The organism is Elusimicrobiota bacterium (assembly GCA_018816525.1).
Taxonomy (GTDB): domain Bacteria; phylum Elusimicrobiota; class Endomicrobiia; order CG1-02-37-114; family XYA2-FULL-39-19; genus OXYB2-FULL-48-7.
Genome location: JAHIVV010000012.1, coordinates 19154 through 42397, shown reverse-complemented (window position 1 = coordinate 42397; position 23244 = coordinate 19154). Strand labels below are relative to the sequence as shown.

24 protein-coding genes are annotated in these 23244 nt (G+C 39.3%); 18 read left to right on the top strand and 6 right to left on the bottom strand.

Annotated features, from left to right (window positions below):
* Position 1 precedes the first annotated feature (1 nt).
* Genes KKH91_01515 through KKH91_01505 form a run of 3 tightly spaced genes read right to left on the bottom strand, consistent with a single transcriptional unit; the run spans position 2 to position 2488 of the window.
* Positions 2 to 1270 carry a hypothetical protein gene (locus KKH91_01515; protein ID MBU0951493.1) on the bottom strand — a complete coding sequence of 423 codons (1269 nt, stop codon included), beginning with the start codon at positions 1268 to 1270 and terminating at the stop codon, positions 2 to 4.
* A gap of 2 nt (positions 1271 to 1272) precedes the next feature.
* Positions 1273 to 1980 (bottom strand): tol-pal system protein YbgF, encoded by a 708-nt coding sequence (gene ybgF / locus KKH91_01510; GenBank protein MBU0951492.1) that lies wholly within the window; start codon positions 1978 to 1980, stop codon positions 1273 to 1275.
* A complete protein-coding gene (locus tag KKH91_01505) occupies positions 1970 to 2488 on the bottom strand; it encodes an OmpA family protein (GenBank protein ID MBU0951491.1) in 519 nt (172 codons plus the stop codon). Before KKH91_01505 ends, ybgF begins: the two co-directional genes overlap by 11 nt.
* Positions 2489 to 2638: 150 nt before the next feature.
* On the opposite strand from KKH91_01505, the gene KKH91_01500 reads away from it, so the two are divergent.
* From KKH91_01500 to KKH91_01460, 9 genes are all read left to right on the top strand, one after another.
* Positions 2639 to 3178, top strand: a complete 540-nt coding sequence (locus KKH91_01500) for a 3'-5' exonuclease (GenBank protein ID MBU0951490.1) — start codon at positions 2639 to 2641, stop codon at positions 3176 to 3178.
* A gap of 55 nt (positions 3179 to 3233) precedes the next feature.
* Complete coding sequence (locus tag KKH91_01495) at positions 3234 to 3719, top strand: metallophosphoesterase (protein ID MBU0951489.1); 486 nt, start codon at positions 3234 to 3236, stop codon at positions 3717 to 3719.
* A 20-nt stretch (positions 3720 to 3739) separates the two neighbouring features.
* Positions 3740 to 6499 carry an isoleucine--tRNA ligase gene (ileS, locus tag KKH91_01490; protein ID MBU0951488.1) on the top strand — a complete coding sequence of 920 codons (2760 nt, stop codon included), beginning with the start codon at positions 3740 to 3742 and terminating at the stop codon, positions 6497 to 6499.
* A gap of 70 nt (positions 6500 to 6569) precedes the next feature.
* The gene (gene lspA / locus KKH91_01485; GenBank protein ID MBU0951487.1) at positions 6570 to 7028 is read left to right on the top strand and encodes a signal peptidase II; all 459 of its coding nucleotides are present in this window, start codon (positions 6570 to 6572) and stop codon (positions 7026 to 7028) included.
* Between the two features lie 5 nt (positions 7029 to 7033).
* Positions 7034 to 7816 (top strand): prolipoprotein diacylglyceryl transferase, encoded by a 783-nt coding sequence (lgt, locus tag KKH91_01480; GenBank protein ID MBU0951486.1) that lies wholly within the window; start codon positions 7034 to 7036, stop codon positions 7814 to 7816.
* The gene (locus KKH91_01475) at positions 7777 to 9333 is read left to right on the top strand and encodes an RluA family pseudouridine synthase (protein MBU0951485.1); all 1557 of its coding nucleotides are present in this window, start codon (positions 7777 to 7779) and stop codon (positions 9331 to 9333) included. Before lgt ends, KKH91_01475 begins: the two co-directional genes overlap by 40 nt.
* A 17-nt stretch (positions 9334 to 9350) precedes the next feature.
* Positions 9351 to 9860 carry a nitroreductase family protein gene (locus tag KKH91_01470; GenBank protein MBU0951484.1) on the top strand — a complete coding sequence of 170 codons (510 nt, stop codon included), beginning with the start codon at positions 9351 to 9353 and terminating at the stop codon, positions 9858 to 9860.
* Positions 9861 to 9913: 53 nt separating this feature from the next.
* Positions 9914 to 10468, top strand: coding sequence for a 2-oxoacid:acceptor oxidoreductase family protein (locus KKH91_01465; protein MBU0951483.1), 555 nt, complete (start codon positions 9914 to 9916; stop codon positions 10466 to 10468).
* A complete protein-coding gene (locus tag KKH91_01460) occupies positions 10465 to 10917 on the top strand; it encodes an N-acetyltransferase (protein ID MBU0951482.1) in 453 nt (150 codons plus the stop codon). Before KKH91_01465 ends, KKH91_01460 begins: the two co-directional genes overlap by 4 nt.
* A 154-nt stretch (positions 10918 to 11071) precedes the next feature.
* Here KKH91_01460 and KKH91_01455 read toward each other — a convergent pair whose 3' ends face one another.
* Positions 11072 to 11764, bottom strand: coding sequence for a DedA family protein (locus tag KKH91_01455; protein ID MBU0951481.1), 693 nt, complete (start codon positions 11762 to 11764; stop codon positions 11072 to 11074).
* A gap of 325 nt (positions 11765 to 12089) precedes the next feature.
* Complete coding sequence (locus KKH91_01450) at positions 12090 to 13313, bottom strand: ATP-binding protein (GenBank protein ID MBU0951480.1); 1224 nt, start codon at positions 13311 to 13313, stop codon at positions 12090 to 12092.
* 312 nt (positions 13314 to 13625) lie between these two features.
* On the opposite strand from KKH91_01450, the gene KKH91_01445 reads away from it, so the two are divergent.
* From KKH91_01445 to KKH91_01405, 9 genes are all read left to right on the top strand, one after another.
* Complete coding sequence (locus KKH91_01445) at positions 13626 to 13931, top strand: hypothetical protein (protein ID MBU0951479.1); 306 nt, start codon at positions 13626 to 13628, stop codon at positions 13929 to 13931.
* 165 nt (positions 13932 to 14096) lie between these two features.
* Complete coding sequence (nagB, locus tag KKH91_01440; GenBank protein MBU0951478.1) at positions 14097 to 14873, top strand: glucosamine-6-phosphate deaminase; 777 nt, start codon at positions 14097 to 14099, stop codon at positions 14871 to 14873.
* Positions 14874 to 14897: 24 nt separating this feature from the next.
* Positions 14898 to 16157: a glucose-1-phosphate thymidylyltransferase gene (locus KKH91_01435; GenBank protein MBU0951477.1), complete on the top strand. Its 1260-nt coding sequence runs from the start codon at positions 14898 to 14900 to the stop codon at positions 16155 to 16157.
* 38 nt (positions 16158 to 16195) lie between these two features.
* Complete coding sequence (locus KKH91_01430; GenBank protein MBU0951476.1) at positions 16196 to 16690, top strand: cyclic nucleotide-binding domain-containing protein; 495 nt, start codon at positions 16196 to 16198, stop codon at positions 16688 to 16690.
* Entirely contained in the window at positions 16687 to 17721 is a 1035-nt protein-coding gene (locus KKH91_01425; protein ID MBU0951475.1) for an AI-2E family transporter, read from the top strand. Before KKH91_01430 ends, KKH91_01425 begins: the two co-directional genes overlap by 4 nt.
* Positions 17721 to 18266 carry a carbonate dehydratase gene (locus KKH91_01420; GenBank protein MBU0951474.1) on the top strand — a complete coding sequence of 182 codons (546 nt, stop codon included), beginning with the start codon at positions 17721 to 17723 and terminating at the stop codon, positions 18264 to 18266. The genes KKH91_01425 and KKH91_01420 overlap by 1 nt, the downstream gene beginning before the upstream one ends.
* A gap of 95 nt (positions 18267 to 18361) precedes the next feature.
* A complete protein-coding gene (locus tag KKH91_01415) occupies positions 18362 to 19555 on the top strand; it encodes a pyridoxal phosphate-dependent aminotransferase (GenBank protein MBU0951473.1) in 1194 nt (397 codons plus the stop codon).
* A gap of 53 nt (positions 19556 to 19608) precedes the next feature.
* Entirely contained in the window at positions 19609 to 20982 is a 1374-nt protein-coding gene (locus KKH91_01410; protein ID MBU0951472.1) for a 2-isopropylmalate synthase, read from the top strand.
* 279 nt (positions 20983 to 21261) lie between these two features.
* A complete protein-coding gene (locus tag KKH91_01405) occupies positions 21262 to 22926 on the top strand; it encodes a diphosphate--fructose-6-phosphate 1-phosphotransferase (GenBank protein MBU0951471.1) in 1665 nt (554 codons plus the stop codon).
* Here KKH91_01405 and trxA read toward each other — a convergent pair.
* Entirely contained in the window at positions 22923 to 23243 is a 321-nt protein-coding gene (gene trxA / locus KKH91_01400) for a thioredoxin (protein ID MBU0951470.1), read from the bottom strand. The two genes, KKH91_01405 and trxA, sit on opposite strands and share 4 nt — an antisense overlap.
* Position 23244 lies beyond the last annotated feature (1 nt).

Below are 23244 nucleotides of genomic sequence, written 5' to 3'. Positions count from 1 at the left end.
TTTAGGGTGACCAATGAGGCATTATAGAATTTTTCTTTATATCCGCAAGCTTGTGCTCACCGGAACCATCGACGCAAATAACGAATAATTCCTTTTTACCGTTTCTGGTAGATGAAAATACAATAAATCTGCCGTCAGGAGAAAATGAAGGGTTTTCATTTGACCCCTGTCCGTTAGTAAGGCTGACAGCTTTATCTGAAGCTATGTCGTAAAGATAAATATTAAAATAACTTTCGGCGCCAAAACGCATGGCGAACGTGATTTTGTCGCCCTTTGGGGACCAGGAAGGCGAATCACTATAGCCCTCAGTTATAATCCTGCGCACATTCGTGCCCTCACTGTCGCAAATGTAAAGCTGTGGTATTCCAGCTCTGTCTGAAATAAAAGCGAGCTCCCTGTTACTAGGAGAAAAACAGGGAGAAGAATCTATGCCGGTTGAATGCGTGAGGCGTTTTAATATTTGCCCGCTCAAATTTTCAATATAAATATTTGGTGATTTTCCTTTAGAAACAGTAAGAGCCATAGAATTGTTGTCATTAGTCCAGGTTGGAGAAATATTCAACCCCTGGTATGTGGAGACTGCTCTCCTGTTTGTCCCGGTGTTAGTCATAACATACAAATCAGGATTCCCGTATTTATAGGTTGTAAACGCTATCTTTTCGCCGTCAGTTGACCATTTCGGGAAAATGTTTATTGAATCATCCTGGGTAAGCCTTTTTAAATTATAGCCGTCATAATCAATTTTATATATTTCCTTGCTTCCAGTAGAATCATTTACAAAAACAACCTTTGTATGCGCTATGCCTCGTTGGCCGGTAAACCGCAGGACTATTTCATCGTTTACATTATGCGCGCTGCTGCGGTAATCATTCCCTGAATCTTGGAATTTTTTTTCGAACATCAGTTCGCCGCTTTCAACGTTATACATTTTTATGTTTAAAGTGCGGCGGGCATTTTCAGTATTTAAACTGCCGGTGAGAATAACATCAATAAACTGGTTCCTAAAGTAATCAAATTCTTCTTTCTTGCCTGTAAATGCAGCATGCATAGGGGTAACATTGAAATATCTGGTAAATAGCAGGTCTGTTTTTAACACATCCTGAATTTTTTTTGCGAGTTCAGTTTCTCCAAAACTAATCAAACCTATGTTTATTTTTTCGCCTTTGGCAGTGAGTTTTAAATAAACATCTACTGGATAGGTAAAAACTGAAGTTGAAAAAATAAGGGCAAGCGACAGTGGAATGAGTTTAAAAGATATAGGAGGTTTCAAGATTATTTTTTAAGTCTTTCTTTGGCCTGTTCTGCTTCTGGAGATTGCGGGTGATCTTTTATGATCTGCTCAAAAACCGCCTTTGCGTCAGCGGGTTTTTTAAGCTGTCTATAGCATAGTCCTGTTTTGAATTCAGCTGACACAACAAGTTCGCTTGCTGAAAACTGCTGTTTCATATTGTTGAATTCCTTTAAAGCTGAAGCAAAATCGTTTTTATTATAGTAAGAATCTGCCAGATAATATTGGGCATTTGAAGATAGTTCGCTGTCCGGGTATCTTTCCATAAAGGACCTGAATCCGACAATAGCTAAATCATACTTCCCTTTTGAATAATCGCTGTAAGAAAGTTTATATTGTTCCGACGGCGTGGTAATGGTCGGGGCCGCTCCGGAAAGCTGCTGGGAAAGAATGTCCATTCTCTGGCTGAAGCTGGAATGAATATCGTCCATTCTCTTGGAAAGCGACGACATATGAGTTTTATTATCGTCAAGTTTTTCCTTCAAAGCTTCCATGTTCTGGCCGATCTCATCCATTTTTAGGGACAGATCAGCCTGGTTTTTATTCATGGAACCTATCTGGAAACGCAGTTCTTCGATATCGTCACGAAGCTGGGCAAATTCATTCGAGGTGGCTATGCATCCTGAAAGAAGAGCCATTGGCAGGCAGTAAAGAATAACAAGTGAAATGGTATTTTTGAATTTATTTAACACCTTTTGTCCTTACTTTTGTGTCAGTATGGCGGTTGTAAGAGCAGTCAGGTGAATCCGGCGGGCCGACATTAGGCTTGACAGGTTTTTCCTTGCCGTAAGAAATCGTACCGATAAGGCCTGGATTAATGCCGAGGTTTATATAATATTCTCTTGTAACCTGGGCGCGTTTTTGCCCCAAGGCAAGATTATATTCATTTGTTCCGCATTCACAGCAATTTCCTTCGATAAGAACTTCCAATTCCTTATGGTCCTTTAGGTAACCGGCATTTTTTTGCAAGACCGCTCTTGCTTCCGGCGTAAGTTCGTAATTTTCATACCAAAAATATATTGATTTTAATTCAGGCGCCGCCTGAAATTCTGTTCCGCGGATAGAAGGCTCTTCTTTAGCTTCCGAAGGCTCAACCAGAGCCTGAATAACTTCCGGCGGCTTTTGAGGCTTCTTTGGGCAGCCCAGAAGGCCGAAAATTAAAAACAATCCTGAAAATAATACAATTTTTTTTGCGTTCATCTCTTTTTACCCCCCCCCAGCTTCAATTATCTCTCGATTAAGAATTCTACAAAATCCTACTCGTTTTGTCAATGTGTTTTTGTCAAAGGTTGTCAAAGTGTTTTCGATTAAAGTTTGTCTTTTAGCTGATTTAGTGGTATAATTACAACTATGAAAATGGTGTTTTTTGATGTGGAAACTACCGGGTTGAGCCCTACAAACGGGGATAGAATCTGCGAAATAGGCATCTTGTGCTGTGATAATTTCAAAATCAAGAAATCCTTTTCGAGCCTGGTTAACCCCCTCCAGCCCATTCACCCTGCAGCAAGCATGGTAAACAGAATAACCGACGAAATGGTAAAAGATGCCCCCCGTTTTCATGACCTTGCGGATAATATTTTAGAATTATTTTCCGATAGAATAATTGTCTGCCACAACGTGCCGTTTGACATGAAATTCCTCCAGCAGGAGCTTTCACTATTAAATAAACCCGCTCCTGATAACCCGGTAATGGACACACTGCTCCTGGCAAGGAAATTTTTTAAATTTCCTTCAAACAAACTGCAGAGCCTGGCGGATTATTATAAGATTAACCCAAAGAACAAACACAGGGCACTGGCAGATGTGTATACAACACGAAAACTCTTAATGCACTTTTTTGAACATTTTAATAAAAACGGAATAGATATTTACGAGTTCTACGGAAGATAAAGGGAATACCCCATAGTCTTCCAAGAGACTAACACGGGGTATTAAAGAGGTTGTAATGTTAATTGGGGTTATCTCAGACACGCACGACAATTTGCCTTTAATTGCCAGAACTGTAGATGTTTTTAATAAAAGAAAAGTGGACATTGTTTTGCATGCAGGGGATTTTGTCTCTCCCTTTACTTCTAAAGAATTCAAAAACCTAAAATCAAAGTTTGTTGCTGTTTTTGGAAATAATGACGGCGATAAAAAGATGCTAAGAGAAAAATTTAAAGATATCGGGACCATTCATGACAAATATTACGAAACAAACTTGGACGGCCGGCAGGTTTTGTTAATGCATGAACCCGATTCTATTGACGCTTTAATAGCATCACAGAAAAATGATATCATAATTTACGGGCACACGCACAACCCGGAAATAAAAACTACCGGAAAAACGCTTATAATCAACCCGGGTGAATGCGGCGGATGGCTTACCGGAAAATCCACAATAGCCCTATTGGAGCTTCCTTCCAAAAAAGTTGAACTAATAAAATTGTAAATACGAAAAGGAATATAAAAATGGAAAAGAAAAATTATTCAAAAACAGTTAATTTACCAAAAACCCAGTTTTCAATGAAGGCAAACCTTTCGGTGCTGGAACCAAAAATCCTGGCACTTTGGAACGAAAACAAAGTTTATGAAAAAATGCTCAAAAAAAGCGCAAACCAGTTCATTTTGCATGACGGCCCACCTTACGCAAACGGCGTTATCCACATCGGGCATGCTTTAAATAAAATATTGAAAGATATCGTAGTAAAATACAAATCAATGCGCGGTTTTTCCACCCCCTACGTTCCGGGATGGGACTGCCACGGGCTTCCTATCGAACACCAGTTATTCAAAACCCTCAAATTAGACAAAAGACAGATAGATAAAATCGAATTGCGTAAAAAAGCAAAAGATTTTGCCATGAAATTCGTCGATATACAAAGAGATGAATTCAAGAAGCTTGGAGTTTTCGGAGATTGGGGCCGTCCTTATCTTACTATGGCGCCAGAATATGAATCAACCATAATCCACATGTTCAAACAACTGGTAGAAAAAGATTATATTTACCGCGCAAAAAAACCGGTTTATTGGTGCACTCACTGCGAAACAGCCCTGGCGGACGCCGAAGTGGAATATGCAGACCACATTTCCCCTTCAATTTTTGTAAAATTCAAAGTAATTGAATATACTCCGGCACTAAAAGCAAAAAATCTTCCTGAAAATAGTTCCATAGTAATCTGGACCACAACACCCTGGACCCTTCCTGCAAACGTTGCATTGTCTTTTGCGGCTGAAGAAAATTACGTATTTATAAAAACAGGGGATGAACACATGGTGATCGCAGAAAAACTTCTTAAATCAGTTACTGAAAAAATAGGCCTCACAAATTATGAAGTTACCAACCTCGTTTTCAAAGGAAAAGATTTTGAATACATAAAATGCAAAAACCCTCTTATTGACAGCACTTCTACAGGCATTCTTGCTGATTTTGTCAGCCTGGAAGACGGCTCAGGCATTGTGCACAACGCTCCCGGCCACGGACAGGAAGATTATGTTGTCGGACTAAAATATAATCTCCCCATTCTTTCACCAGTTGACGATAAAGGCGCATTCACAAGTGAAGTTCCTGAATTCTGCGGGCATAGGGTTTTTGCAGCAAACCCGATGATCACCAAGAGGTTAAAAGAAATCGGCGCCTTGCTGAATGAAACAGAAATAACTCACTCGTACCCGCACTGCTGGAGATGCAAACATGCTGTAATCTTCCGAGCAACTTATCAATGGTTTATGAACGTTGACCTGCAGGGTTTGCGCAAAAAACTGTTAAACTCGGTAAAAGACGTTAAATGGATTCCGGAGTACGGTATTAAAAGAATCACGGGAATGCTTGAAAACCGCCCAGATTGGTGTTTGTCAAGACAAAGATACTGGGGTTTGCCAATCCCCGCGATTAAATGCGAAAAATGCGAAGATGTTTCTTTAAATCCGACAGTTATAGAAAAATTTGAAAAATATACCAAAACAGAGAGTAGTGATTGCTGGTTTTCCAGGCCTATTGAAGATTTCCTTCCTTCAGGGTACAAATGTAAGTGCGGCAATGACAAATTTAAAAAGGAATCCGATATTTTTGATGTCTGGTTCGAATCCGGCGGATCGCACGAAGTAGTTTTATCTGACAAATCAAACTGGCCGGCTGATATGTACCTTGAAGGAAGCGATCAGCACAGAGGTTGGTTCCAGCTTTCATTGATCCCTTCAGTCGCTTTACACGGTAAAGCGCCTTTTAAAGAAGTACTTACCCATGGCTTTGTTGTTGACGCTGAAGGAAAGAAAATGTCTAAATCGCAGGGAAATGTGATCGCTCCACAGGAAATAATGAAAAGTTTCGGGGCAGAAATTTTGCGCCTGTGGGTAAGTTCCAGCGATTACAGCGAAGATATAAGAATTTCAAAAGAAATTATCGAACGGCTTGTCGAAACTTACAGGAAAATAAGAAACACCGTCCGCTTTATAATCGGCAATTTATGCGACTATGACGCCAACAGCAACAAAATAAAATACGAGGACCTGCTTGAGCTTGATAAATATATGCTTTTGCGCCTTCAACAGTTAAATAAAGACGTTACAAAAGCCTATGACAGTTACGAATTCCATAGTGTTGTCTCGCTCGTGAATAATTTCTGTGTCCTTGATCTTTCAGGTTTTTATTTAGACATCCTTAAAGACCGGCTCTACACTTATCCCGCTGATTCCAAAGAAAGACGCTCAGCGCAAACTGTTCTTCAGGAAATTCTAATCACCATGCTGAAACTTATTTCCCCCATTCTTTCATTCACAGCTGAAGAAGCCTGGCAGACTTTAAGACAGGAGTCAAAGAATATCAGCGAAGCATCAGCAAGCATTTATATGGAAACAATTCCAGAACCAAAAACAGAATTGATGAATGAAACCATTGAAAAAAATTGGAAAAAAATCATGGAAGTTCGCGATAAAGCCAATATGGAACTTGAAAGCGCAAGAAAATCGGCGCTTATCGGAGGCTCCTTAGAAGCAAAACTTGTTATTGAAACCGATAATGAATTATTGGAACTATTAAAAAAATATCAGAAAGATTTGCCTGCCATACTGATTGTATCACAACTTGAATTGAAACCGATTAGTGAGGGTTTGAAAATTACGGTATCTCATGCCGAAGGCAAGAAATGCCCGAGATGCTGGAACTGGTCAACTGAAACCGCTGCGGAAGATTTATGCCCGCGGTGTAAGGATACTATTGCAAAGCTTATTTAACGCTAAAAAATATCAACACCAAAGAGGGTAATATTGCCTTAACCCGTAAATTAAGATATAATTATAATTAATGAAACATTTGAAATATAGCTGTCCCGTTATTCTTCTTATTGTCATTCTTGATCAGCTAACCAAGTTTTTTATAAGAAAAAACTTTTTCCTCTACCAGTCAAAACCGGTCACATCCTTTCTATCCTTGACCTATATACATAATACCGGCATGGCGTGGGGTTTTTTTCAGAACCAGGCTTATTCAAATGTTGCATTCATTTTTATTATGATCGCCATACTCGCCTGTTTCATCATTTATTACAATAAACTTATTGAATTTGGCGGTCGAGCGGCTGAAATTGCAATTACACTGGTTTTTGCCGGAGCTTTTGGAAACCTGATAGACAGAATTTTTCTGGGAAATGTAATAGATTTTATTGATTTCCATTTTTTCCCCGTTTTTAATGTCGCAGATTCGTCCATTTCAATCGGCGGCGCAATACTTTTCATTTCTTTTTTTATTAAAAGGAAATCTTAACAATTATGTGCCCTGAACTTTTCAATTTAGGCCCTTTGTCAATTAAAACTTATGGATTTTTTGTAGCCCTGGGATTTGCAGCAGCTATTTACTATTTGAGCAGGCAGGCCGCAAAACAAGCGTTAAGCGTAGAAACCATATTAGACCTGGGGCTCTATATTCTTCTAAGCGGTTTAATAGGCGCCAGGGCCATCTATGTCGCGCTGAACTGGGGATTCTATAGAAGCAACCTCCTGGAAATATTTTTCATTTGGTCCGGCGGCCTTGTGCTTTACGGCGGCGTGGTTACAGCTTTTATTGCCGTTTTCTTTTATTTGCGAAAGAAAAAATATGACATTTTGAAATTTGCGGATCTATTTTCCCCCGCATTTTTTTTAGGCCTGGCTATCGGCAGAATAGGATGCCTTTGCGCCGGGTGCTGTTACGGAAGGCCAACAACCGGCTTTTGGGGTATTGTGTTTTCTAACACGAAGGCTTTTGCACCGTTAAATATAAAATTAGTCCCCACGCAAATTTTAGAATCATTGTTCAGTTTTATTGTCTTTGTGTTCACTCATTATTTAAACAGAAAAAAAATATTCAACAGCCAGACTTTTTTTACTGCTATCATAATCTACAGCTTATGGAGATTCTTTATTGAATTCTTCAGGGGAGACGACAGAGGGCCGATGATTTTTAACCGTTTGTATCCGTCGCAATTTATTTCGATACTTTTCTTGGTTATATCATCTGTCAGCTTATATTACTTATGGAAAAAGAACTTACGGCAATACCCGGGGCAAGAATAGATTCTTTTCTTGCCGCTAATTACCCTGATTTTTCAAGAAATTACTTCAAACAGCTCATAAAAGAAAAAGCTGTGCTTATCAACAGCCGGGCAACTGAACCTTCTTATAAACTGCGTGAAAATGACAAGGTCAGCATCATTTTCCCAGCAACAACAAAAACCGATTTTTCAAAATGCCCGCTGGAAATAATCTACGAAGACGATTCGTTTATTGCAATAAACAAACCCTTTGGTATAAGCGCGCATCCTGTTTTTGGGCGTTCCGGGCGCGCTGTTAAAATACAGGAACCGACGATTTCAGATATAATCTCCGCCCAGAGGAATAATTCAAAAATAGACCGTTCGGGGCTCGTTCACCGCCTGGATAAAGATACTTCTGGGCTGATGATAATTGCAAAAACACCTGCCGCTCAGTATAACATAATGAAACAGTTTATGCACAGGTCTGTAGAAAAAATATACCTAGCGCTGGTTCATGGCATATTTATTGAAAAAAATGGAAGCATCGATGCGCCTTTAGCAAGAGATTTCCGGGACAGAAAAAAGTTTACAATCGGATTCGGGAGAACGGCAATGACTCATTTCAAAGTAAAAGAAGCTTTTAAGGATAACACTTTTCTGGAAGTCCACCCTTTAACCGGAAGGACCCATCAGATAAGAGTTCATTTAAATTCAATAGGGCGCTCAATTTTAGGCGACAAGGTTTACTATAGTTTTGAATCAAAAAATGAATCAGAAAAACTCAACATTTCCCGGCAGATGCTTCACGCCTGGAAACTTACTATTATGCACCCAAAAACTAAAAAAGAAATACAATTAAGCGCAAAATTACCAGCCGATTTTTCAAAAGCTTTGAAATTATTAAAAAAATCTGCTGCAATTGCATTATGTATTTTTTCTTTGGCATTGTTTTCAAATATTTCTGTTGTTGCCGCAACAACAGCTAAAAAGAAAACCGCAAGCCCTGCACCAGCGGGAAACAAAAAATTAAAATCTCTTGAAATTCAAATAATACAATTAAGCGATGATTTGGCAAACGTTGAAGATTCTTTCAAGGTTTTATCCGATAACCAGCAAAAATTATACGACGATCAGGCGGATTCAAAAAACCGCGTAAGGGAAACTAACCTTGCGGTAATCGAACTTAACAGGAAGCTGACCGAACTGCAGGCTCAATTTGACCAATTTAAAACAGATTTTAAAATGCAAAAAGTTACGGGCCAGGACAAAAAAAATGCCGAGCAAACCAGGGAATCAAATAACCCGCAGCCCGCTTTAACCCAGGACACTGCAGACAAACTAGCCGGGTTGCAGACAGCTGTAGAGCTTTTAAAAAAAGAATTAAGCTCGATACAGGAAAGAATGGGAATTGCAAAAGCTCAGACAACGCTGGAACCGGAAAATGCAAATAGGGATAAAATCAAAAAAATGCTGACTTCCCCCTGGGCAGGAGCTGTTGCCTTAGGAGTATCAATCCTGACACTGCTTATAGTAATAATCCCGATAATCGCAAACTAATAGTAAAGAGGCCTGAAATGAACGTCATGGAAGCGATTAAAAACCGCAGGAGTATTAGAAAATATCAAAACAAGCCTGTTGAGAAAGAAAAACTTAATTCTGTCCTTGAAGCAGCCCGCCTGGCTCCATCAGCACGAAACCGGCAAGAATGGCAGTTTATCGTAGTTCAAGATAAACAAACAAGGGAAAAATTATCCATAGCCGCAAATAATCAGGCATTTGTTTCGGAAGCGCCGGTAGTAATAGCCTGCTGCGGCCTGGATGACGGATATTTAATGCGATGCGGACAGCCAGCTACCACAGTAGATTTATCTATTGCAATTGATCATATGACGCTAAAAGCTGTAGAAGAAGGCCTGGGATCCTGCTGGATTGGCTCATTTTATAAAGATGAAGTAAAAAAAATACTGGGTATTCCAAAAGACATTCAGGTTGTTGAACTTCTCACACTCGGTTATCCCGCAGAAAATCCGGATACCCGGGACAGAAAAAACCTGGAGGAAATTGTGCGCTGGGATAAATGGTAACCCTTCCGAGGATTTGTTTTGCATTTCTATTTTCAAAATTATATAATTAAAACATGAAAGATGAAATTTTTATTGCAGGAGCAGGCGGCCAGGGAATTTTAGCCTTGGGAAAAATACTTGCGGAATCTGCCGTAGAGCAGGGTAAGTTCGTAACTTTTTACCCAAGTTACGGCGCAGAGATCCGGGGCGGAACAACCAACTGCACTGTAATAATCTCTGATGAAGAGATAGGTTCTCCGACAATCAGCTGCGCTAACTCGCTGATTATCATGAATACCCCCTCGTTAGTTAAGTTTCTGCCCAAGCTTACAAGTAACGGAGTGTTGATAATAAATTCTTCCTTGATCGATATTTCACAAGAAGCCCGGGATTTGAAAAATAGAATTTCAGGAATATTTCAAATTCCAGCTACGGCTATTGCCCAGGAACTTGGCGATATACGCTGTGCGAATATGGTAATGCTTGGAGCCTATACAGGCGTGAAAAAAATTATTTCGTCTGACAGCGTATCCAAAGCGATAAATAACACTTTTTCCAAGAAACCTGAACTTGTTAAATTAAACATAGAAGCCTACAAAAAAGGAATTTCAGGAGTAAAACCCCTATGACAATTCGAAAAGCAAGAGTTCAGGATGCGCCTTCAATGCACAAATTAATAAATTCTTATGCTGATAAAAAGTTAATGCTTTCCAAAGCGCTTAGCGAGATTTATGACCACTTATCTGACTTCTTTGTTGTAGAAGAAAACAAAAAGATAGTCGGGTGCTGCGGGCTTCACGTAACCTGGGAAGATTTAGCTGAAATACGTTCTTTAGCTGTTGACACTAAAACCAAAGGCAAGGGTTATGGAGTCAAGCTTATGAAAACCTGCCACAAGGAAGCAAAAAAACTCGGCGTTAAAAACGTATTTGCTCTCACGCTTATACCGGAATTCTTTAAGAAACTCGGCTATCACGAAGTTTCAAGAGACAAATTGCCCCACAAGGTCTGGACAGACTGTATTAAATGCCCTATTTTCCCCGACTGTAACGAAGTCCCCCTAATGAAACAACTCTAAAAAAATCCTGAATCCTTTCTTTATCCCTGGCATCTAACCTTTGAAGTTGATGACTTTGCTTATAAAATCACCGAAAAAATAGGTATTGATTCCCTGCAGATAAAAAATCAACTGCGCAATTACAAGGTTGGTTTTGACAAGAAAGCTGAAGAACTTACTTTTGGATAACTTTTTCCAATTTTCTGTGCGAAAGGTGGCGCTTCACAAACCAGACAACACCTGCTAATATAATGATAATAATTACAGCATCCACCAGATGCATCCATCTGCCTAACTTATCTTTTAGCAGCATTTCCCACTCAAGAAAAGTGCCTGCCCTTTTGCCGAATTCATAGCCAATATAAGAAAGAAGAAAACACCACGGGAACGAACCGATAAAAGTATAAAATATAAATTTAATAAATGGAACCCTGCCAATTCCGGCAGGCAATGAAATAAAAGTCCTGATAACGGGCAGCATCCTGCTGATAAATGCTGAAAGCTGGCCATATTTAGCAAACCACCTGTCAGCGTTGTCCATATCGTGCCTGGAAATCAATATATATTTGCCATATTTTTCAAGAAAAGGCCTGCCGCCCCAAACACCAGCAACATAAGCTATAATTGAACCTATTACACAGCCGAAAGCTCCCGCCGCTGATACATAAACAAGCGCCATCCAGGGGCCACAAACTGATGTAAACCTTCCGGTAGCTACAAGGTATCCGGAAAAAGGCATAATAATTTCGCTTGGAAGCGGAATGCACGCGCTTTCAATGCACATAGCGGCAATGATTCCGTAGTAACCTGTTGCTGAAATTAAAGCAACAATAATCCCGCCTAAATATTTAACAAGCTTCTCAATCATAATAATCCTTTAATTTGTTATTGGCCATATTAAATCCAGAATGACAAAATAGCAAGTTTTTTAAGAATTGTCAAAAAAATACATCAAAACGTATTGTATCATATGGTGTGGACTGGTGGAATTGGTGTTAGTGTAGTCTGACACCATTTTCTTATTTTTCAAAATTAGCGGGCGATAATCTTAGTTGCATCTTTCTAAAGTCTATCGCTACCCTGAAGTTTTCTAATAGCATACTGTTAATAAAGCCGTCTATCTCAATGGGTTTATCCATTTTTTTTAGTTTCTTTGCTTTTGTTTCATTATTAATTAATTGTAATGATTCAACTTAGGGCAATGACGCTAACCAGCGCGGAGCAGTTACAATCAGAATTTTGTTATCATTGTTTTTGATGTATTTGAACACATTTTTTGTATTTACTAACTGAACTGCGGGAATTTTTAATTCGTTCTGGAACTTGATCAGATTTTTTGACACGCTTTCATCCGAATATTTTGTTTCAACCAATAACATTGGATTATTATTTTCAGTAATTAGGAAATCCACTTCTTCTTTGTCCTTATTACGGATATAGTGAAGGTTAAATTTCCCGTAACCGTGCTCATTCCAGGAATACATGCACCTTAACAGTTCCAGCGCAATCATATTTTCAAACTTATAGCCTTCAATCTTTATTTCGGTATAATTATATAAGTATAACTTTTTCTCTTTAAGAATTGCCCGGGCTATTCTTTTTGTCCAGGGACTTATCCTGAATGTAAGATAAAACTTTTCAAATAAATTTAACCAATCTTTTATGCTGACATAACTAACCTGCGTGTCGCTAACCAGATTATTCACTGAAAGCGGGCTGCCTATTCGTGAAGGTAACAACGAAAATAATATTTCAATATCGTCGACTTTCTTTACTTCTGTTAAACTCCTTATATCTTCCCTTAATAACTGCGCTAAATAGGTTCTAGACCATCTATTAAGAAACGTTTTGCTGCTTTTTATGAATGGTTCAGGAAATCCGCCAAAATTACAAAGCATATCCCACTTATCCTGGCTGGGATTAATCTCATTAATATCAAATTCGTTAATTGGATTTTTGATAAAGCTTTCAATATTCCGCCTCTTTTTACTCAATTCAGCCAGTGTCAGTGGCAGCAAATGTAACTGAAAATACCTGCCTGCTAAAGAATCACCGCCTTTTTGAAACAAATCCAACCGGCCACTGCCTGAGATAATGAATCTATAATCTGTTGAAAACTGGTCATAAATACCCTTTAAATAATTTTTCCAGTTTTTATATTTATGTATTTCATCAAGAATTATTAGCGGAGCCGACTCATCTACCCTGTTTATGGTTTCAAAAAAAGCAGGATTCTGTAGTAATTTCTTTTTATTTTCAATAATGTCCCAGTTAAAATATACATTATTTTTAAATTCCTTTGCTATTTCTTTAGTAAATGTGGTTTTACCTACCTGTCTTGGCCCTGACAAAAATATCATTTGCTTTCCTGATGCTAGTTCCTGCCATAAATCTAAATATAAGGTTCTTTTTATCATGTGTCTATTTTATACAACTATATTAAAAAAGTCAAGACTAATTTATTGTTAACCATAAAATAGTCGGATTAAACTTATTCGGCTCAGACAGCAAACTTGCTCTGATGAAGCCGAGATACTGTTTAATCGCTTCTGACATAAATTAAGAAGGCAGTTTCAATCGACAAACGGTTAAAAACGAGGTATAATTATGCGCAGAAGCAGGACCTCGAACGAATTTTTTTATTTTTAAGGCTTAAGCGGTGGAAAAAATAATATGGGTAAAATTGAAGAAATACTACAATTAAAAGTTTTAGAGAGGAGAAAATAGCTATGAGTAAAATACTTTTAGGAGTAATTTGCGGGTTAGTTTTCGGGATAATTGATGTTTTGATAATGATTCCGCTTAAATACGAGAATAATCGCAAGAGAAACGAGGCAATGGCCGCTGCTTTTGTTGAGCGATTTATGATTGGTTTTTTGATTCCAAATGTAGACATGGGGATTCATCCGGCTTTGGCAGGCCTGTTGTTAGGAGTTGGTTTGAGCATACCTTCAGCTATTATTACCAGAGCTTATGCGCCGATAATCGGAATTGGGGTAGTCGGAAGTGTAATTATTGGATTTATTGTTAAGTAAAAATAATCAATTTAACTTAAAAAACAGTAAAAACGGCAACTTAATACGGAGGGTTGACATTTGTCGATTTTAAGTATAATATATTGGTCGAAACTAGGGTATCCAGGAGGTAATATACTCCGTACTCTTTCAAGCGAGTAACACGGAGTATTGAGGAGGTAATATATGGAAGTCGTGGTAAAAAAAGATTACGATGAGATAAGCAAGCTGGCTGCAAAAATGATTGCAGATGTCATTAAATCAAAAACTAAACCAGTCCTTGGTTTCCCCACAGGCAGCACTCCTATCGGGACCTACAAAGAACTTATCAGGCTTCATAAAGAAGAAGGGCTTGACTGGTCGAAAGTTTCAACTTTCAACCTTGACGAATACGTAGGACTGGAACCTAAACACGACCAGAGTTGTTACTATTTCATGTGGGAAAACCTTTTCAAACACATTAACATAAGAAAAGAATCCATTCACGCTCCCAACGGCGTTGCAAAGGATATCGTTGCATTTTGCAAATGGTACGAGGATGAAATAATAAAAACCGGCGGAATTGATGTACAACTTTTAGGCATCGGCGGAAACGGGCATATTGCATTTAATGAGCCGGGCTCATCGCTAGGGTCACGGACCAGGATAAAAACACTCGCCAAAGAAACAATCAAAGACAATGCAAGATTCTTTAAAACTTCGGATGAAGTCCCTAAATATGCAATTACAATGGGGATCGGCACAATCATTGAAGCAAGGGAACTAATTCTGCTTGCGAATAAGGAAACAAAAGCAGACGCCATTTCAAAAGCAATTGAGGGACCGATTACTGCAATGGTACCAGCTACGGTTGTCCAGATGCACCCCAGGACAACAATTATTGTTGATAAACCGGCGGCCAGCAAACTGACAAGAGAATATATTGCAGAACCAAGAGTTCTCAAAACAACAAAAACAAACTAAAAAGGAAAATTTAGGAGGATAGAGATGAGCTGCGTAAATGTATTTGAAGATAAAGGTTTTAGCAAGTTATTGCCGATTGTTTACACAAGAGCCACATTTGAACTGCGCTGCGGTATTGATCTTTTAATCAACAAAATTGAAAGACAGTACAAAGGCACCACAATTAATCTTTTTTGCAGGGAGTACCTTGCGGACGTTCTTGAAACAAAATATTCACATTCCGTAAATAAATGCGAATGTTCGGGAGATGGCAGCCTTTTTATTAACGGAAGAGCGCTTTTGAATTCACAGATTCCTTTAAAGGGCCCGGAAGAAGCGGGAGTAACAAAGGATGGTTCTATTGTTTATATTCGTTTAAACAAATTCAACTGCGAAAAAATTAATCCGGAGATTTTGCTTGGCAGCGACCCGCTGGCAAAACTTGCAGACATAAAAAAAGTTGAAGTAACAGATATCCCGATGATTAATTACACTTGGGAAGTTTTCCAGTATAATCCGGGACAACTTAAAATCGATTATAATAGTTATACCGGCGGCAAAGGCAAAATAGAAGGAAAGGTTTATGAAGGCTCTTATCTGCTTAATCCTTCGCAGATTTTTATTGCAAAAGGCGCCAGCGTTTATCCCGGCTGTGTGCTTAACGCAGAAGACGGCCCAATCTACATCGACGAAGATGCAGTCCTTCAGCCCGGGGCAGTAATTGAAGGCCCTCATTTCACCGGCAGAAAATCCATTATCCGCATAGGAGCAAAAATCCGCACAGGTTCCACTATAGGCGAGGTTTGCAGAGTCGGCGGAGAAGTTGAAGACTCAATTATCCAAAGCTATTCAAATAAACAACATGATGGTTTCCTGGGACACGGCTATTTGGGAAGCTGGTGCAACCTGGGCGCCTGCACGAATAACAGCGACCTTAAAAATAATTACGGAAACGTAAAAGTATATGTGGAAGGAAAATTAATGGACAGCGGATCCATGTTCGTAGGCCTTACCATGGGAGACCATTCCAAATCCGGTATCGGCACTACATTTAACACCGGCACGGTAGTCGGCATTATGTGCAACATTTACGGCGAAGGCCTGCCGCCGAAGTTCATCCCCTCATTTTCGTGGGGCGGAGCCAAGGGAATGGTAGAATACAAAGCTGATAAAGCCATTGAAGTTGCAGAAAAAGTTATGGGCAGAAGAAAAGTAAAAATTACCCCGGAAGAAAAGAAACTTTACTCAGCGCTTTACGAGATGACAAAAGTTGAAAAAACTTACGCTATATCCTCAAAAGAATAGTTGATTTATAGATTATTAATTTCTATAATCGGGATGTTATGGCACTAAAACCTACGCTTAGGAATCTTTTTATGGACAAGGAATTTACAGAAAAAGTAAATTTCCTGAAAAATATTCCTATTTTTGAAGGCTTAAGCAATTCAGCCCTGGGAAAAATTACCGGGATTATATATTCAAAAAAATATCCCGCTGACGAGCTGATTTTTGAAGAAGGAAAGGTTGGGAAAGCCCTGTTTATTATTTATGACGGTGAAGTGGCCATAACCAAAGCATCCAATGGCGCTGAAGCAAAAGTGATCGCAACACATCAAAAAGGCGCATTTTTCGGTGAGATGGCGCTTCTGGAAGAACTTCCCCGCTCAGCCACAACAAAAACTACAAAAGAAACAACACTCTTCCTTATATATAAAGTAAAGTTTGACTGGTTTATAGAAAAAGACCCGCGGGTCGGGTTAAAAATAATACACAACATTGCAAAAGTTCTCAGCGCCCGCCTTCGTGAAACCAGCAACTTTTTTTCGAAAACATTGTGACCAACATAAAAATCTATAAAACAATAGGGCTTCTGCTGGTAATCGGCATAATTGTCTGGTTTGTTTACGCAATCAACAGCATTTTGATGCCTTTTGTTTTGTCTGCTGTTTTAGCTTACCTGCTTTCGCCTCTAGTAAACTTTTTTGAAACAAAAGGCCTGAAAAGAATAGTATCGGCCCTTATTTTGTATTCGATATTTCTTATCGTATTTATTGGCAGCTGCATAATTTTGATTCCTCAGATTTTTAAAGAAGTTTCCATTTTAAGCAACAACCTGCCGGAATATACCAGCAGTATTAAAGGTTCCATCTACTCCATGCAGCAAACCCTGGAAGCAAAATACCCGATAATAAAACAAAAAGGAATATTCGATTCAACAATAAAAAACACGGAACAATTTTTAAACACTGAAACCTCAAGAATTCCCGAATATCTTGCTGCTGTGTTTTCAATGCTTTCAATTTTTGTACTTATACCGTTTATCACTTTCTTTTTTCTGCTGGAAGGCAAAGCCGGCATAGACTTTGTGTTTCAAAAAATACCCCCAAGGTACACTGAAACTATTTTAAGTTTAATCTGCGAAATAGACGAAGTGCTGGGTAATTTTTTCCGCGGCCAGTTTATAGAATCGTCCTGCGTAGGCGTTCTTTCAATAATAGGATTGCTTATCCTTGGCGTTGATTATGCCGTGCTGATCGGAATAGTAGCGGGCATGGCAAATATGATCCCCTACCTGGGCCCTTTTGCAGGGGCGATACCCGCGCTGATTATTGGCTTCATTAAATTTCAGAATATATCCATACTAATAAAAGTTGTAGCCATGTTCTCAATAGTTCAATTCATTGATAATAATTTAATTCAGCCGATAATATTGAGCAAAGGCGTAAACCTGCATCCGGTTACTGTAATATTTGCCATAATGGCAGGTGCGCAGGTTGCAGGAGTCATCGGAATGTTCCTTTCCGTGCCTATTGTCTGCATTATAAAAGCCACCTTCATGATCTTAATTCACCGCAAAGACCTGATATAATGATTAACCGCAGCCCTGACGGGAAACATCCCCTGATACATAATTCAAGCTATATACACCCCACAGCTGTAATTATTGGTAATGTAAAAATCGGCAAGCACGTGTTTGTCGGCCCCGGAGCTGTAATCAGGGCAGACGAATCAAAAAGCTCAATATTTATCGAAGCTAATTGCAATGTTCAGGATAACGTTATTATACATTCATTAAGCGGATGCAAAGTTCAAATAGGCAAAAATACATCACTGGCTCACGGCTGTATTGTCCACGGCCCGTGCAAAATAGGAAAAATGTGCTTCATCGGTTTTGGTTCTGTAGTGTTTGATGCTGTTATTGAAGATAAGGCTGTTTTAAAACATCTTGTAGTAGTTGAAAACGCGCATATTCCATCAAAATGTACTGTTGACAACAGAAACAAAATTGATTCATCCACAAATCTAAGCGCATTAAAACCATCATCAGGTAAAACCGAACGATTTGTAACAACTGTACTTAAAACCAACAAAAGCTTATTAAAAGGTTACAAAAAATCCGAAAAAAATAAGTAATTGAGAGTATTTTTGTTGCTTTGTTTTGTTTCTTTTGATAAAATTAGTTTCCAATTTTAATTAGTAATTATTTATTTACAATTCAAGGAGGATTTATGGTTTTAGCAAAAAGAATGAATTTAATCAGCCCTTCACCTACGCTTGCAATTACGGCAAAAGCCAACAAAATGAAAGCAGAAGGAATCAATGTCATCGGTTTTGGCGCAGGCGAGCCTGATTTTGATACACCGGCGAACATAAAGGAAGCCGCAAAAAAAGCCATTGATTCGGGATTTACAAAATACACGCCTACTTCCGGAACAAAAGAACTAAAAGAAGCTGTCTGTAAAAAATTCAAAAATGACAACAACCTGGATTATACACCTGAACAAATACTTGTATCCTGCGGAGCAAAACATTCCATTTTTAATATCATCTTCGCTTTGTGCGACGACGGCGATGAAGCAATCATCCCCTCGCCCTACTGGGTCAGCTATCCTGAAATGGTGCGCGCTGCCGGAGGCAGGCCTGTATTTATAAAAACAACCCAAAACAATAATTTTAAAATAACTCCGGAACAACTTGAAAAAGCAATAACATCAAAAACAAAAATCCTTATTTTAAACTCACCTTCAAACCCTACAGGAATGATTTATTCTGAACCCGAACTCAAAGCTTTGGCAAAAGTTATTGTCTCTAAAAACATTTACTGCATTTCCGATGAAATTTATGAAAAATTGGTTTATGACAATCAAAAACATATAAGCATAGCGGCTTTTGATGAAAATATCCGAAGGCTTACCCTGGTTGTTAACGGTGTTTCAAAATCCCATTCTATGACCGGCTGGAGAATCGGCTACTGTGCCGGCCCTAAAGAAATCATCCAGGCCATGTCAAACTTACAGGACCACTCAACTTCAAACCCGGCTTCAATTTCCCAGGCGGCGGCAGTAGAAGCATTAACTGGGCCTGCGGACAGTTTCAAAATCATGTTTGATGCATTTGTGAAAAGAAGAAATATAATGGTTACTGGCCTGAATTCAATAAAAGGAATAAAATGCCTGAAGCCGCAGGGCGCTTTTTATGTTTTCCCTGACATTTCAGAACTGCTTAAAAAAAATTATAACGGTAAAACCATAGGAAATTCGCTTGCTTTGACAGAGTTATTGCTGGAAAATGCAAAAGTCGCAGTGATCCCTGGAAGTGTTTTCGGCGAAGACAACGCGATAAGGTTATCCTATGCTGTTTCAGACAAAAATATCTCTGAAGGCTTGGATAGAATCAAAAAGTTCGCGAACGCGGTTCGCTAATTTGAATTTGCTCTAAAAATATGATATTTTGTTAAGCAGTTAAGGGGATGAAAATGATAAAATTTAATAAACGCAAAAACACGCTGGAACAGACAGAGTTTTACTATCAGCTTCAGGATGTTGAAGAACCAAAACTTTATCATGATGTTTTTACCTATGGCGAAGTTCCGAAAATTACATTCAATTACCGGCTGGTTCCGATGGATCCCCCTGAAAATATCTGGATTACGGATACAACTTTCCGTGACGGCCAGCAAAGCATGGCTCCGTTTAAAGTTGAACAGATTGTAGCTCTCTACGACATGCTCCACCGCCTGGGAGGCAAAAAAGGCATAATAAGACAGTCAGAATTTTTTCCCTATACACCGAGAGACCGGGAAGCAATAGAAAAATGCCTTGCAAAAGGCTACAAATACCCGGAAATCACCGGCTGGATCCGCGCTACTGAAAATGATTTTAAGCTTATAAAACAATTGGGTTTAAAAGAAACCGGAATTCTCACATCGTGCTCTGACTACCATATATTTTTAAAACTCAAGAAAACAAGAAAACAGGCGCTGGCAGACTATTTAAAAATCGTCAGTTCCGCGCTGGAAATGGGAATTATACCCAGATGCCACTTTGAAGATATTACCCGGGCGGATTTTTACGGTTTCGTTATCCCCTTCGCGGAAGAACTTATGAAACTTTCAAAACAGGCAAAAATGAAAATTAAAATCCGTCTTTGCGATACGCTGGGCCTGGGTGTCATCCACGCCGGTGCTTCCCTGCCGAGAAGCGTTCACGGAATCGTCCATGGTTTATCCCACCTGGCGGAAGTTCCCTCTGAATGGCTTGAATGGCACGGCCACAATGATTTTTACCGGGCTGTAAGCAATGCAACTGCAGCCTGGCTTTATGGCTGCTCTTCAGCAAATGGTTCAATGTTAGGCATCGGAGAAAGAACCGGCAATACACCTATCGAAGGCTTGATTATGGAGTATATTGGTTTAAGAGGCGCTAGAAATGGAATAGATACAACTGTAATTACGGAAATTGCAGAATATTTTGAAAAAGAAATCGGTTACAAAATCCCGCACAATCAGCCTTTAGTCGGTGAAAATTTTAATAAAACCTTTGCTGGAATACATGCTGATGGTTTATTGAAAAATAAGGAAATTTATACTATATTTGACACCGAAAAGATTCTTAAAAGGCCGATTGAGGTCGGCATTACGGATAAATCAGGAGTTTCCGGCATATCTTATTGGCTGAACCACCATTTAAAACTGCCCAAAAATAAAAAAATAGAAAAAGATAGCCCTGTGCTTTTAGAAATCAAAAAGTGGATTGACGATCAGTACCTTAAAGGCAGGGTTACTTCTATTTCCGATACGGAAATGGCAGAAATTTCAAAAAAATATTTTCCCGAATATGTTTGCAAGTAACCTAAGTAGAGGGCTGGGTGAAATTTAAACATTCTTTAAGAGTAAAAATCCTCGCCTTATTTTCTCTTGCCGTTTTAATACCCATTTTAATTGTAAGCTGCAAAAGAATCTTGCGGGTGCTATTGACAAGGCACTTGGGCCCGATACAACTGATTATGTAACCAAGCCTTTTGATATAGAACGGGTATTAGAAAAAGTAAAAAATATTTTGGTATAATGGTATTGTAATTAAACAAAAACAGCCCTGCTTGAGAACATAGCCGGGTGGAGAGGAGTCCTATGGCTAAACAAAAGATTTCTGAATTACAAATTGAAAGGCTTAAATTTAAACCCGTGCTTCCATCAGCTTTAAAAGGCGGGCCCGTATCTGTAAAACCAAAATCAGGCAAACCAACCCAAAGCATTTCTGACCAGGAAACAGTAAATAAGCTATTTCCTCATACTTATGGCATGCCGGTAGTTGCTTTTGTAAAAGGTAAAAATCCTGCTATAGCAAAAAAAACAGTTAGTATCGGAGTTGTGCTTTCCGGCGGACAGGCACCCGGCGGACACAATGTAATAGCCGGCCTTTTTGACAGCCTGAAAAAAGCAAATCAAAAAAACAAACTTATCGGTTTCCTGGGAGGGCCTTCTGGTATCTTAGAAAACAAATTCAAGGAAATAACCGCGCCCTTTCTTGCTGATTACAGGAACACCGGTGGTTTTGACATTATCCAGTCCGGAAGAACGAAAATAGAAACTCCGGAACAACTTGAACAAACAAAGAAAACGCTGATTGATAACAAAATTGACGCGCTTGTTGTAATTGGCGGCGACGATTCAAACACTAATGCAGCGCTTCTTGCTGAATATTTTAAAAAAGAAGGCCTCAATACCAGCGTTATCGGAGTTCCTAAAACGATTGACGGAGACCTCAAAAATGAGCATATTGAAGCATCGTTCGGGTTTGATACTGCCACAAAAATTTACGCAGAACTTACAAGCAATATTTGCCGAGATGTAAACTCAGCTAGAAAATATTGGCATTTCATACGCCTGATGGGCAGGAGCGCTTCCCACATCGCGCTAGAAGTAGGTTTGAAAACCCAGCCAAACATCTGTCTTATTGGTGAAGAAGTCCGTGAAAATAATCTAACGCTTTCCCAGCTGGTTGATTCAATAGCCGGAATAGTTGCTAAACGCGCAGAAGTTAAAAAGAATTTCGGCGTGGTGCTTGTTCCTGAAGGGCTGATTGAATTTATTCCGGAAATGAAGGAACTTATTTCAGCCTTGAATGACACTCTGGCTGATAATGAATCCCAGTTAAATGGCCTGGTATCTTTAGAGGAAAAAAAAATATTCGTATGTTCGAAACTACCCGAGAAGCTTTCTAAACTAATGAAATCATTACCGGATAGTATTTCGTCCCAGTTGATGCTGGACAGGGACCCTCACGGCAATGTGCAGGTTTCTCAGATTGAAACTGAAAAGCTTCTTATTAGCATGGTAAAAGCAAGGCTTTCAGCATTAAAAAAAGAAGGAGCTTATGCAGGCAAGTTTTCAACGATTAATCATTTCTTTGGTTATGAAGGGCGCTGCGGAGCGCCGTCGAATTTTGATTCAAATTATACTTATGCGCTGGGCTATAATGCGGCTGTGCTTGCTCTGAACGGGCTTACAGGATATCTTTCATCAGTAAGAAAGCTTACCAAGCCTGCCAGCCAATGGGAGTGCGGAGGCGTGCCATTGACTATGATGATGAATATTGAGAGAAGGAAAGGAAAAGAGAAACCGGTTATTCAAAAAGCGCTGGTTGACCTTAACGGAAAGCCTTTTAAAACCCTGCAAAACAACAGGGAAAACTGGGCGGCCACTGAAAGTTATATTTTCCCCGGGCCTATTCAGTACTTCGGCCCCGCCAGTGTTGCGGATATAACCACAATCACCCTGAAATTAGAACATTAAAGAAGGGAGTTTATTCGTTCTACTAGGGCTTTTTTTTGCTGGGCACCAACAACGCGTTCCATCGGCTTGCCGTCTTTGAATATGATTATGGTTGGGATAGCCATAACGCTATGCCGGGAAGCAATTTCCTGGTTTTCATCAACATTAAGCTTGCAGATTTTTGCCTTGCCTGCGTACTCTTTGGCAAGTTCTTCAATAACGGGAAACATCATCTTGCAGGGCCCGCACCATTCCGCCCAAAAATCCACCAACACAATACCTTTTGCGTCTAAAACTTCCGGCTTGAAATTTTGTTCGTTTAAGATCACTTCGGACATA

Coding starts and splice junctions, on each gene's coding strand:
- KKH91_01505 (MBU0951491.1), bottom strand. CDS start 2,488: ATGAACGCAAAAAAAATTGTATTATTTTCAGGATTGTTTTTAATTTTC.
- KKH91_01500 (MBU0951490.1), top strand. CDS start 2,639: ATGAAAATGGTGTTTTTTGATGTGGAAACTACCGGGTTGAGCCCTACA.
- KKH91_01495 (MBU0951489.1), top strand. CDS start 3,234: ATGTTAATTGGGGTTATCTCAGACACGCACGACAATTTGCCTTTAATT.
- ileS (MBU0951488.1), top strand. CDS start 3,740: ATGGAAAAGAAAAATTATTCAAAAACAGTTAATTTACCAAAAACCCAG.
- lspA (MBU0951487.1), top strand. CDS start 6,570: ATGAAACATTTGAAATATAGCTGTCCCGTTATTCTTCTTATTGTCATT.
- lgt (MBU0951486.1), top strand. CDS start 7,034: ATGTGCCCTGAACTTTTCAATTTAGGCCCTTTGTCAATTAAAACTTAT.
- KKH91_01475 (MBU0951485.1), top strand. CDS start 7,777: ATGGAAAAAGAACTTACGGCAATACCCGGGGCAAGAATAGATTCTTTT.
- KKH91_01470 (MBU0951484.1), top strand. CDS start 9,351: ATGAACGTCATGGAAGCGATTAAAAACCGCAGGAGTATTAGAAAATAT.
- KKH91_01465 (MBU0951483.1), top strand. CDS start 9,914: ATGAAAGATGAAATTTTTATTGCAGGAGCAGGCGGCCAGGGAATTTTA.
- KKH91_01460 (MBU0951482.1), top strand. CDS start 10,465: ATGACAATTCGAAAAGCAAGAGTTCAGGATGCGCCTTCAATGCACAAA.
- KKH91_01455 (MBU0951481.1), bottom strand. CDS start 11,764: ATGATTGAGAAGCTTGTTAAATATTTAGGCGGGATTATTGTTGCTTTA.
- KKH91_01450 (MBU0951480.1), bottom strand. CDS start 13,313: ATGATAAAAAGAACCTTATATTTAGATTTATGGCAGGAACTAGCATCA.
- KKH91_01445 (MBU0951479.1), top strand. CDS start 13,626: ATGAGTAAAATACTTTTAGGAGTAATTTGCGGGTTAGTTTTCGGGATA.
- nagB (MBU0951478.1), top strand. CDS start 14,097: ATGGAAGTCGTGGTAAAAAAAGATTACGATGAGATAAGCAAGCTGGCT.
- KKH91_01435 (MBU0951477.1), top strand. CDS start 14,898: ATGAGCTGCGTAAATGTATTTGAAGATAAAGGTTTTAGCAAGTTATTG.
- KKH91_01430 (MBU0951476.1), top strand. CDS start 16,196: ATGGCACTAAAACCTACGCTTAGGAATCTTTTTATGGACAAGGAATTT.
- KKH91_01420 (MBU0951474.1), top strand. CDS start 17,721: ATGATTAACCGCAGCCCTGACGGGAAACATCCCCTGATACATAATTCA.
- KKH91_01415 (MBU0951473.1), top strand. CDS start 18,362: ATGGTTTTAGCAAAAAGAATGAATTTAATCAGCCCTTCACCTACGCTT.
- KKH91_01410 (MBU0951472.1), top strand. CDS start 19,609: ATGATAAAATTTAATAAACGCAAAAACACGCTGGAACAGACAGAGTTT.
- KKH91_01405 (MBU0951471.1), top strand. CDS start 21,262: ATGGCTAAACAAAAGATTTCTGAATTACAAATTGAAAGGCTTAAATTT.
- trxA (MBU0951470.1), bottom strand. CDS start 23,243: ATGTCCGAAGTGATCTTAAACGAACAAAATTTCAAGCCGGAAGTTTTA.